This window comes from Microbacterium testaceum, assembly GCF_001476655.1.
In the GTDB taxonomy this organism is placed as follows: domain Bacteria; phylum Actinomycetota; class Actinomycetes; order Actinomycetales; family Microbacteriaceae; genus Microbacterium; species Microbacterium testaceum_C.
The window spans coordinates 1-10,473 of record NZ_LDRT01000165.1 but is presented as its reverse complement, the minus strand read 5'-3'; the positions used below and the strand labels follow the sequence as shown (position 1 = coordinate 10,473).

8 protein-coding genes are annotated in these 10,473 nt (G+C 72.1%); 6 read left to right on the top strand and 2 right to left on the bottom strand.

The window, feature by feature from the left end; all coding sequences use genetic code 11:
* The first annotated feature begins 129 nt into the window (after positions 1-129).
* The 4 genes from NS220_RS17505 (at position 130) to NS220_RS17490 (ending at position 4,568) form a co-directional block, all read left to right on the top strand.
* The gene (locus NS220_RS17505) at positions 130-687 is read left to right on the top strand and encodes an ECF transporter S component (protein ID WP_058625271.1); all 558 of its coding nucleotides are present in this window, start codon (positions 130-132) and stop codon (positions 685-687) included.
* A 64-nt stretch (positions 688-751) separates the two neighbouring features.
* Positions 752-2,488 (top strand): ABC transporter ATP-binding protein, encoded by a 1,737-nt coding sequence (locus tag NS220_RS17500; protein WP_058625270.1) that lies wholly within the window; start codon positions 752-754, stop codon positions 2,486-2,488.
* Complete coding sequence (locus NS220_RS17495; protein WP_058625269.1) at positions 2,485-3,264, top strand: energy-coupling factor transporter transmembrane component T family protein; 780 nt, start codon at positions 2,485-2,487, stop codon at positions 3,262-3,264. The genes NS220_RS17500 and NS220_RS17495 overlap by 4 nt, the downstream gene beginning before the upstream one ends.
* A 65-nt stretch (positions 3,265-3,329) precedes the next feature.
* Positions 3,330-4,568 carry an LCP family protein gene (locus tag NS220_RS17490; RefSeq protein WP_058625268.1) on the top strand — a complete coding sequence of 413 codons (1,239 nt, stop codon included), beginning with the start codon at positions 3,330-3,332 and terminating at the stop codon, positions 4,566-4,568.
* A 10-nt stretch (positions 4,569-4,578) separates the two neighbouring features.
* Here NS220_RS17490 and NS220_RS17485 read toward each other — a convergent pair whose 3' ends face one another.
* Positions 4,579-5,775, bottom strand: coding sequence for a M15 family metallopeptidase (locus tag NS220_RS17485; protein ID WP_058625267.1), 1,197 nt, complete (start codon positions 5,773-5,775; stop codon positions 4,579-4,581).
* Positions 5,776-5,910: 135 nt separating this feature from the next.
* On the opposite strand from NS220_RS17485, the gene NS220_RS17480 reads away from it, so the two are divergent.
* Positions 5,911-7,344 (top strand): AAA family ATPase, encoded by a 1,434-nt coding sequence (locus tag NS220_RS17480; RefSeq protein WP_058625266.1) that lies wholly within the window; start codon positions 5,911-5,913, stop codon positions 7,342-7,344.
* Between the two features lie 69 nt (positions 7,345-7,413).
* Positions 7,414-8,517, top strand: coding sequence for an Rv2578c family radical SAM protein (locus tag NS220_RS17475; protein ID WP_058625265.1), 1,104 nt, complete (start codon positions 7,414-7,416; stop codon positions 8,515-8,517).
* Between the two features lie 53 nt (positions 8,518-8,570).
* On the opposite strand, the gene NS220_RS17470 is transcribed toward NS220_RS17475, so the two are convergent.
* Positions 8,571-10,473, bottom strand: a 1,903-nt coding sequence (locus NS220_RS17470) for a DEAD/DEAH box helicase (protein ID WP_058625264.1), incomplete at its 5' end; no start/stop codon positions are given.

Sequence of the window (10,473 nt, the reverse complement as noted above, 5' to 3'; positions counted from 1 at the left end):
GCTCGGAGATGTGTATAAGATCCAGGTCCGAGAAACCCGGGAAGGAGCCCCTCCTCCCCGGGTTTCTCGGACACTCAACCGGCGAGATAAGCGGGAGAGGCCGGGAAGGGCGCCCGATACGCTGAGGCCATGGCCCCGGCATCCGTTCTTTCCACGCGCGTGCTGCTCGTCTGCGCGGCCATCGGGGTGGGAACCGGGATCCTCGGCGGGGCAGCCGGATGGCTGACCCTGGCGGTGCTCGCCGGGGCGCCGTGGGCGTACGGGCTCGTCCTCGGCTCGCACGTCCTGCCCGGGATCATCGCGCAACAGGTCGTCCGTCGCCCCTGGGTCGCGCTCGTCACGCACGTGCTCGCGGCGCTCGTCGCAAGCGCCATGGCGCCGCAGTGGACCTTCCGGTTCCTCGGCACCGCGCTGCTCATCGGCGGCATCCAGGAGGGGGTCGCGGCCCTCACCCGCTACCGCGTGTGGGCACCGGCCCGCTTCTTCATCTCGGCGGTCATCGTCGGCGTCGTCATCGCCGTCCCGGTGTGGTTCGCGGGCGACATCGCGAGTCTCGCCCCGCTCGCCCGGGTCGCGGCGGTGGCGATCAGCATCCTGGGCCCGGTGGCGTGGACGGCGGTGGGCCTGGGCATCGGCTCGGGACTGCGCGGCGCGGGCGTGGCCCGCGGTCTCTCGACGCCGAGATGAGCACCGGCACTGCGAGTTAGGGTGCACTAAATTGGGGCGTAGTCGCCCCCTCGAGGATCCGCTCGTGCCCACTCGCCCCCGCTTCGTCTCCGTCACCCCCACGGCGGACACCACCGCGCTGCTGAGCCTGCGCGACGTGACGATCACGCACCTCGAGTCCGACACCCCGACGCCGTCGCGCGTCAGCTTCGACGTTCGCCCCGGCGAGGTCGTGCTGCTGCTCGGACCGAGCGGTTCCGGCAAGTCGACGCTCGCGCTCGCCATGAACGGCCTCGTCCCGCACGCGGTCCCCGCCACGGTCGAGGGCACGGTCCGGGTGGCGGGTCAGGATGCCGCGACCGCCACGGTCGCCGACCTCGCCACCACGGTCGGCATGGTCTTCCAAGACCCCGACGCCCAGCTCATCACCGGCACCCTGCTCGACGAGGTGGCCTTCGGTCCCGAGAATCTCGCGCTCCCCGTCGACAGCGTGCTCGCGCGCGCCGAGACGGCTCTGCGGCGGATGGGCCTGTGGGAGCGGCGGCACGACTCCCCCGACACCCTCTCCGGCGGCGGACGCCAGCGCCTCGCCATCGCCTGCGCGCTCGCGATGGGATCGCCGGTGCTCGTCCTCGACGAACCCACCGCCAACCTGGACCCGCGCGGCGTCGACGACGTGTACGCGGCCCTGCGCGACGTCGTCGCCGAGGGCGATCGCGCGATCGTGCTCGTCGAGCACAACCTCGACGCGGCGGTCGGTCTCATCGACCGCGTCATCGTGCTCGACGGTGGCGGATGTCTCGTCGCCGACGGCTCGGTCGACGCGGTGCTGCGCGAGCGCGCCGAGGAGCTGCACGCGCTCGGCGTCTGGCTCCCCGCGGCGACACTCGCGGCGCTCCGGCTGCGCCGTACCGGCTTGCCCTTCCCCCGTCTGCCGCTGACGCCCGCGGAGCTGCGCGCGGACCTGGCCGGCCGAGAGGTCCCCGGCGTGGCATCCCTTCCCCGCCCGTCGACGCGCCGAGACAGCGCTCCTCTCGTCCGCGTCGCGGGACTGCGCGCCGCCCGCGGGCGGACGCCCGTGCTGCACGACATCGACCTCGAGATCACGGCCGGCGAGTTCGTCGCCGTCGTCGGGGCGAACGGGGCCGGCAAGACAACGCTCGTGCAGACGATCGCGGGGGTGCTGCGCCCGCCGCGCGGTGCCGTGCGCATCGGCGGTGTCGACGTGCGCCGGACCGACCCGCGCACGCTCGCGCGCCACGTCGGCTTCGTGTTCCAGAACCCCGAGCACCAGTTCATCGCGACGACGGTGTTCGACGAGATCGCTCACGGCCTGCGCCGGCAGCGCCTCGGCGACGACGAGGTCCGACGCCGCACCGACGAGTTGCTCGCGCGTTTCGGGCTCGCCGACCGAGCGGACGTGCACCCGTTCCTGCTGTCGGGCGGACAGAAGCGCCGCCTCTCGGTGGGGACCGCTCTGGTCGGCGGCGCGCCGCTGCTCGTGCTCGACGAGCCCACGTTCGGCCAGGACCGCGCCCGCGCGGACGAACTCCTCTCCCTCCTCGACGACCTGCGCGCGGCCGGGACCACGATCGTGGTCGTGACGCACGACATGCAGGTCGTCGCCGAGCACGCGGACCGCGTGGTCGTCGTCGACGAGGGACGGATCACCGCAGACGGCCCGGTCGCCGACGTGTTCGCCGACGAGGCCGTACTCGCGCGCGCGGGTCTTCGACCCCCGCCCCTGCGCGAAGCGTTCGCCGGCGTCCCCGGGTTCTCGACCGTCGTCCGACTCCGCGACCTCCCCGGGGGCGACGCGTGACGACCGCGACCTCCCCGCCGCGCACGGGGGCGCTGGCCGACCTCAACCCGCTCGCGAAGTTCGCCGCTCCCGCCCCCGCGATGATCGCACTCGTCTTCGTGCGCGATCTCGCCACCCCGGCGGTGTTCCTCTGCCTCGCCTACGCGGTGCTGCTCCTGGGCGCGCGGCTCCCCCCGCGAGCGCTCGGCATCCTCGTCGGCGTGATCCCGCTCGCGGTGGTGATCGTCGGCGTCGGGTTCGCGGTCTGGGTCGACCCGGCTCGCGTCGAGGGGACGCCCGAACTCGTCCGGATCGGCGGATGGAGCCTGACCCTCGGGGCGGCCGAGATCGGACTGGCCACCGGGTTGCGCCTCGCCGCCATCATGGCGCTCGCGTTCATCGGCGGGCTGACGACCGCGGGCGAAGACCTCGTCCGTTCGCTCGTGCAGCAGCTCCGCGTGCCGTACCGCATCGGGTACGCCGCCCTCGCGGCGCTGCGCTTCGTGCCGCGGTTCGGGCACGAGCTCGCCGTGATCCGCCAGGCGCACCGGGTGCGCGGGGCCCGAGGAGGGGTCCTGTCCGCGCCGGCGCGATGGGCGGGATACGTCGTCCCGCTCCTGGCCGGGGCGATCCGGCACGCCGAGCGAGTCGCTCTGGCCATGGACGCCCGGGCCTTCGGCGCCCGCCCCGACCGCACGGAACGCCATCTGGTGCCGTGGCGTCGGCGCGACACGGGGTTCGTGGTGGTGTTCTGGGCGGCGTCGGTCGCGGTCTTCCTGGTCGTCCTCCCGCTCTGAGCGATGCGCGTGCCGGAGCCACGGCATCCGTCCCCCTAGACTCGGGGAAATCTGAGGAGAAGCCCATGCCCCGGCGCCGCCGCACCGTCGCGCAACACGCCCACCTGCGTTCGCCGCACCCCCTGACGCAACTCGCGAAGGTGCTCGCCGTCGCCGTCACCGTGGTGCTCGTCGCGGTCACCGGCGTCGCCGCGTTCACGGCGGTCGATCTGACCTCGGAGTACGTGGCCGAAGCGGTGGCCGTCGAGAATCAGCCTCCCGTGCCGCCCGATCTCGGCCAGCTCGAGGGCGGCGTCAACATGATGGTGATCGGCATCGACGCCTGCGAGGAGCACCTGAAGGCGCTGTTCGGCGAGCGGTGCGAGGGGCCGGATGCCGAGGGCCAGCTGAACGACGTCAACATCCTGATGCACATCTCCGACGCTCCCCGCCGCGTCACCGTCGTGTCCTTCCCCCGCGACCTGCTCTTCGAAGCCCCCGCCTGCGACACCCCCGACGGCGACCGCTGGGGCGGCGGGTACGTGCAGATCAACGAGATCTACTCGTACGGCGGCCTCTCCTGCGTGATGACGGCCATCTCCGACATGAGCGGCCAGTCGGTGCAGTTCGGCGCGATGGTCACCTTCGGCGGCGTGATCGAGATCACCAACGCCATCGGCGGCGTCGAGATCTGTCTCGCCAGCCCCATGCGCGACGAGAACACCGCGATCGACTGGCCCGCCGGGCCCCGCACGATCCAGGGCTACGAGGCACTGCAGTTCCTCCGCACGCGCTACGGCGTCGGCGGTAGCGACCTCGCGCGCATCAGCAACCAGCAGCAGTACATGTCGCGTCTCGCGCGCAAGCTCGTCAGCGAAGAGGTGCTGTCGAACCCCGCGACGGTGTTCCGCTTGGCCTCCACGGGCCTGCGCAACGTCACGCCCACCCAGAGCCTCACGAATCCGCTGACCCTCGTGCAGATCGCCTCGGCGGTGAAGGACGTGCCGTTCGAGGACATCGTGTTCGTGCAGTACCCGACCGTGACGGCGAGCGCCGACGCGAACCGGGTCGAGCCGAACGACGCGGCGGCTCAGGTGCTGTGGGACGCCCTCGCGGCGAACCAGGCGATCGAGGTCACCGGCGACGTGGGCGCGAACGGGGGCGTCGTCGCCGAGCCCTCTCCCGAAGAGACGACGCCGCCGACCGACGCCCCCGAGGTCGAGGCGGGCACGGTCGACCCGGCCACCGGCGCCGTCGCCCTGCCCGAGTCGATCACCGGATCGAGCGCGGCGCAGCAGACGTGCAGCAACGGGGTCGTGAACTGACGCGTGGGCCTCAGTAGCCCGGTGCCGCCGGGAGATTGAAGAACGCCTCGAGGGTCTCGTATCCACCGTCGTGGTACGCCTGGGCGAGCTCGGGGCCGATGTACCGCAGGTGCCAGGCCTCGGGCTCGTAGCCCGAGACGCTCTCCTGCCCGTTCACGTAGCGGACGATGAAGCCGTACTCCCACGCGTGATCGCGCACCCACGCGCCCTGCGACGAGCCGGCGATGTCGTCGAGCGACCCGCAGGAACTGCGGCACGGCACGATGTCGACGGCGAGGCCGGACTGGTGCTCGCTGAAGCCGGCTCGGGCGCTCTCCCGGTCGGCGGCCGCGACTCCGCCCACCGCGACGCGACCGGCGTAGGTCTCCTGCTGGGTCGCGTATGAGCGGAACGCGCTCAGGTACCCGATCTCGCCGGCCCCGGCATCGTCGGCCGCCCGCACGAGGGTGGTCAGGGCCTTCGCCGCCGAGGACCGCATCGCGCTCTGCTCGAGCGCACGGACGCCGTCGGGCATGACGAGATCGTCGGGTCGCCAGTCGACGGGATCGTAGGGCCGCTGCTTGTTGACCACGACCCACTGGTGCGTCGGATCGTTGAGCGACACGCACGGAGCGATTCCGGATGCCACGGCGTCGCGGAATGCCGCCCCGCCTCCGGCCGCGGCGATCGCCGCTCCATCGTCCTTCGCCGCGAGAGCGGCCGTGAAAGTGGGGTTGTCGCACGGGGTCGCGGCGGCGGGCGCCGCGGCCAGCGTCGGGACGGGAAGCCCCTCCGCGGGAACGGCCGGGGGACCCTGGACCGAGGCCACCGCCTCGGGGCCGGCGGCGTTGGCCTGTCCGGTGGCATCCTGTCCCCCGGCGGACGCGGCGGCTCCGACCGCGATGGCGCACGCCGCGATGACGACGGCCCCCACGGCGGCGACCGCGAGGCGCCGGCGCAGGACCAGCGCGCGCAGGTCTGTGCGCGGCCCCTCACGCCGGGCACGACGCGAGGGAAGCGGCGCGGGCTCCGTCCCGCGCTCATCGGCGGGGACCTCCGGACCGCGCTCGTCGCGCGGCGGCTCCTCGGCATCGAGCCCCGGCTCCTCGAACGTGGAACGGCGCCGACCGGCCTCGGGACGAGCGATCGCGATGGCCGCCGTCGCCCGACGCTCGGCCTCTTCGCGCGCGGCGCGACGAGTCGGGAACGGGGGATCGGAGGGAGTCATTGCCCCCATTGTCCCCCGCGCGGTCCGTCGGGTCGACCCGGGAACCGGCTCGCTCGGCTCCTTCTCGGTTGCACCCCGGAGGCTCCGGAGGCACGCTGAAGAAGATCGGGTCGCGATCACGGGGAGGGAACGACCATGCTCGAAGACGAAGATCGAGAACTCATGCGCGTCGTCAAGCGCTATCTGCAGCGCGTCGATCGGCTCGCGGCGACCGAGGCCGCGGAGGAGCGCACACCGCTGGGCGTGGCGCTCAGCGCACACCTCGGCGTCGATGCGGCATCCGTCCCGGTCCTGACCGAATCCGTGCCGGCGCACCGGCTCGTCGATGCCGACGTCGCGCTCGACGAGCTGACCGCGGAGCGCGAGGGAACCCTCCTCGGCGTCACGGGAGGCGAACAACGTCACCACTCGTCCGTCGCCGACCTGATCAGCAACGCCCACACCCGTTTCGCCCCGGGTCCCGTGTCGTACGAGATGCGGGCGACGGGGCCGCGCACCGAACGCCGCGTCGTGGCCTTCGGGGTCCGCCTGCTCTCTTTCGCGGGGCACCCCATCGCGATCGTGCAACGCGGCGCCTCTCCGCGTCACGGCGAGCAGAGCGCGCGTCTGGAGATCCTGAGCCCGGACCAGGATGCCGCGACCGCCCTGATCGCCGAGCTCCGGCGCCTGATGGTCGACAGGAGCGTCCTCAGGGGACGCGTCCTCTCGTTCGTCCCGACCGAGTACGGGCACGATGCGGGGGCGACCTTCCTGGAACGACCCGATGTGGGCGCCGACGACATCGTCCTCGAGGACGGGGTCCTCGAGCGGGTCGTCCAGCACGTCGTCGGTGTCGGCGAGCACCGCGATGCCCTCCGCGCGGCGGGACAGCACCTCAAGCGCGGCGTCCTGCTCTACGGGCCGCCCGGTACGGGCAAGACCCTCACCGTCCGGCACCTCCTGTCGCTCACGCCCGACACGACGGCCGTCGTCCTCACCGGTTCGAGCATCCGCTTCATCGCCGCGGCGGCGGAGATCGCGCGCACCTTCCCCCCGTCGCTCGTCGTGCTCGAGGACATCGACCTCGTCGCCGCGGATCGCGGCTACTCACCGCAGCCGATCCTGTTCGAGGTGCTCGACGCGCTCGATGGTCTGGAGGGCGATGCCGACGTGGCATTCGTCATGACGACCAACCACGTGCACATCCTCGAGGAGGCGCTGGCCGCACGACCGGGTCGCGTCGATCTCGGTGTCGAGATCCCCCTCCCGGGACCGGAGGCGCGGCGCCGGCTCTTCCGCCGCTACGCAGCCGACCTCGGCCTGTCGGATCAGGCCCTGGATGCCGCCGCCGACCGCGCCGACGGCACCACCGGCTCGTTCGCGAAAGAGCTCATCCGCCGCACGGTGCTGATCGCCGCCGTGCGCGGCGACGGCGCCGGGACGACCGACGCCGATCTCGCAACCGCGCTGGACGACCTGCTGTCGTCGGGCGCGGCGCTCACGCGGCTTCTTCTCGGCGCGCGGGGAGGAGATGCCGCTCCCCCGGTCGATCACGTCCAGATCCACCACAGCGCGTCTTATCACCACTGAGTCGATCTCCTCTACGGATTCCATGCCCCCTGGCTTGCCTCAGTATCGAATCTGTGTTCGACTGAGGAAATGAGGTGGCAAGGTCAGCAACTCGGCGTCGATGACACCGCGGCGCTCCCGGGGATGGAGCGGATGGACGGTCTCGTGCGCTCGGTCACGACGCCCGAGTTCGCCGGCATGACCTTTCACGAGGTGCTCTGCAAGAGCGCGCTCAACCGCGTTCCCGGCGTCTCGGCGATGCCGTTCGACTGGACGGTGAATCCGTACCGGGGCTGCAATCATCAGTGCGTCTACTGCTTTGCTCGAAAGACCCACGAATACCTCGACCTCGACTACGGGAACGATTTCGACTCGCAGATCGTGGTGAAGGTCAATGTCGCCGAGGTCCTCCGCACCGAACTGCGCCGCGGCTCCTGGGCACGAGAGCCCGTCATGCTGGGCACGAACACCGACCCGTATCAGCGCGCGGAAGGGCGCTACCGGTTGATGCCCGAGATCATCGGGGCGCTGACCGAGAACCGCACCCCGTTCTCGATCCTCACCAAGGGCACGCTGCTGCGGCGCGACCTGCCCCTGCTCGCGGACGCGGCCCAGCAGGTGAAGGTGTCCCTCGCGATGTCGATCGCCGTCTTCGACGACGCCCTGCAGCACTCGATCGAGCCCGGCACGCCCAGCGCCGAGGCGCGGCTCGAGACCGTGCGGGCCGCGACGGCCGCAGGGTTCCGGGTGACGGTGTTCCTGATGCCGATCATGCCGCACCTCACCGATTCGGTCGCCGTGCTCGACGACGCCCTCGCGCGGATCCGCGCGGCCGGCGCGGCGCGCGTGGTCTACGGGGCCCTGCACCTGCGCCCCGGAGCCAAGCAGTGGTTCCTGGAGTGGCTCGAGCGAGAGCACCCTCATCTCGTGTCGTCGTACCGGGGGCTGTACCCGGGAGTCTCCGTCTCGGCGCCGAAGGCCTACCGCACATGGCTCGGCAAACGCATGCGCCCGCTGCTGCGGATGCACCGTCTCGACGGGTGGGACGAAGACGACCACCCGCGCGGGCGGCCGCAGCCCGGCTTGGCCGCGCGAACGCCGCCGGCGAGCAGCCTCGGCCCGCTGCGCGCGACCGGGGTCGCGGCATCCGCTCGTCCCCGTGTGGCCCCCGCCAGCGAACCGACCCTCTTCTGAACGAGAGAACCCCGCCGCGGAGGCGACGGGGTTCTCGAGATCCGCGGGGCGGGTTATGACGTGACGTCGGCCAGCTGACGACCCGAGATCTCCTCGAGCAGGTCGTCGCCGAGCTGCGCCGATTCGAAAGGCGCGTCGATCTCGGCGCGGTCGAGCAGCTCGGTCATGCGACGCTGACGCTGACGCGTGATGAGGGTCACGACGGTGCCGCTGCGACCGGCGCGACCCGTCCGGCCCGAGCGGTGCAGGTAGGTCTTGTACTCGTCGGGGGCGTCGGCCTGGATGACCAGGTCGATGTCGTCGACATGGATGCCACGGGCGGCGACGTCGGTGGCGACGAGCACGTTCACGCGGCCCGAGGTCAGCTTCTCGAGGTTGCGCGTGCGCTTCTGCTGGTTCAGGTCGCCGTGGAGGGCGACCGCCGCGATGCCGGCCTCGTCGAACTGCTCGGCGAGCATCTCGGCGTAGGCGCGGGTCCGCGCGAACACGAGCGTCCTGCCGTCGCGGTCGACGAGCGAGTCGAGGATCTGGGCCTTGTCGCGGTGCTCGATGACGAGGACGCGGTGCTCGATGGTGCTCGAGTCCTGGTCCTCGCCGGCGACCTCGTAAACGGCCGGCTCGACGAGGAACTCGTCGACGAGAGCGGCCACCTCGCGGTCGAGCGTGGCCGAGAAGAGGAGCTTCTGGCTCCCGTCCGCGGTGGCACGGAGGATGCGCTGCACCGGCTCGAGGAAGCCGAGCTCGCACATGTGGTCGGCCTCGTCGAGGACGGCGATCTGCACCTCGGACAGGTCGAGCTTGCCCTGGTTGAGCAGGTCTTCGATGCGGCCAGGGGTGCCGATGACGATGTCGACGCCCTTCTTCAGCGCACCCACCTGACGCGCCTGCGGCACACCGCCGTAGACCTGCGTGGTGAAGAGGCCGACGCTGCGGGCGATCACCTGGACGGTGCGGTCGATCTGGAGCGCGAGCTCGCGCGTGGGGGCGAGGATGAGCGCCTTGGGCGCGCGACCGAACTCGCGGCGCTTGCCGGCCTGCGCGCGAAGGATGCTCTCGACGAGCGGCGCACCGAAGGCGATCGTCTTTCCCGAGCCGGTGCGGCCGCGGGCGAGGACGTCGCGGCCCTCGAGGATCGGAGCGACGGTGGCCGCCTGGATCGGGAAGGGGCTCGCGGCACCGAGACCGGCGAGGGCGCGGACGATGTTGTCGCCGAGGCCCAGGTCGGCGAATCCCGCATCGGTCACGGTCGCCGCGTCGACAGCCTGCGCTTGCAGACGCTCGTGGACGACGTCGACGCGCTGCTCGTGCTCGGCGGAGCGCTTCGGGGTGGCGTTCCAATCGCTGCGGCCGGGGCCGTCATTGCGGCGGGGCCGGTCGTCGAAGGAGCGCGCCGGGCGGTCGGTGCGGTCGAACGAGCGGGCGGGGCGCTCACCGAAGTCGCGACGGGGCCGGTCGTCGAACGAACGGGCCGGACGGTCGCTGCGGTCGAACGAACGGGCCGGGCGGTCGTTCCGGTCGAACGAACGCGCGGGGCGGTCGTTCCGGTCGAACGAGCGCGCGGGGCGCTCACCGAAGTCGCGACGGGGCCGCTCGTCGAACGAACGGGCCGGACGGTCGCTGCGGTCGAACGAACGAGCCGGACGGTCGTTCCGGTCGAACGAACGCGCGGGGCGGTCGCTGCGGTCGAACGAACGAGCCGGGCGGTCGCCCGCGTCGCGACGGGGACGCTCGTCACGGTCGAAGGAGCGCGCGGGGCGCTCGGCGCGGTCGAACGAACGCGCGGGACGGTCGTCGCCGCGAGCGGGACGCTCGTCCCGACGGTCGAACGAACGCGCCGGACGATCGCCGACGTCACGACGGGGACGGTCGTCGAACGAACGCGCGGGGCGCTCGTCGCGGCGGCCCGCCGTGGCATCCCGATCAGAACGACCGAAGCGGTCGTCGGGTGCCGACGAG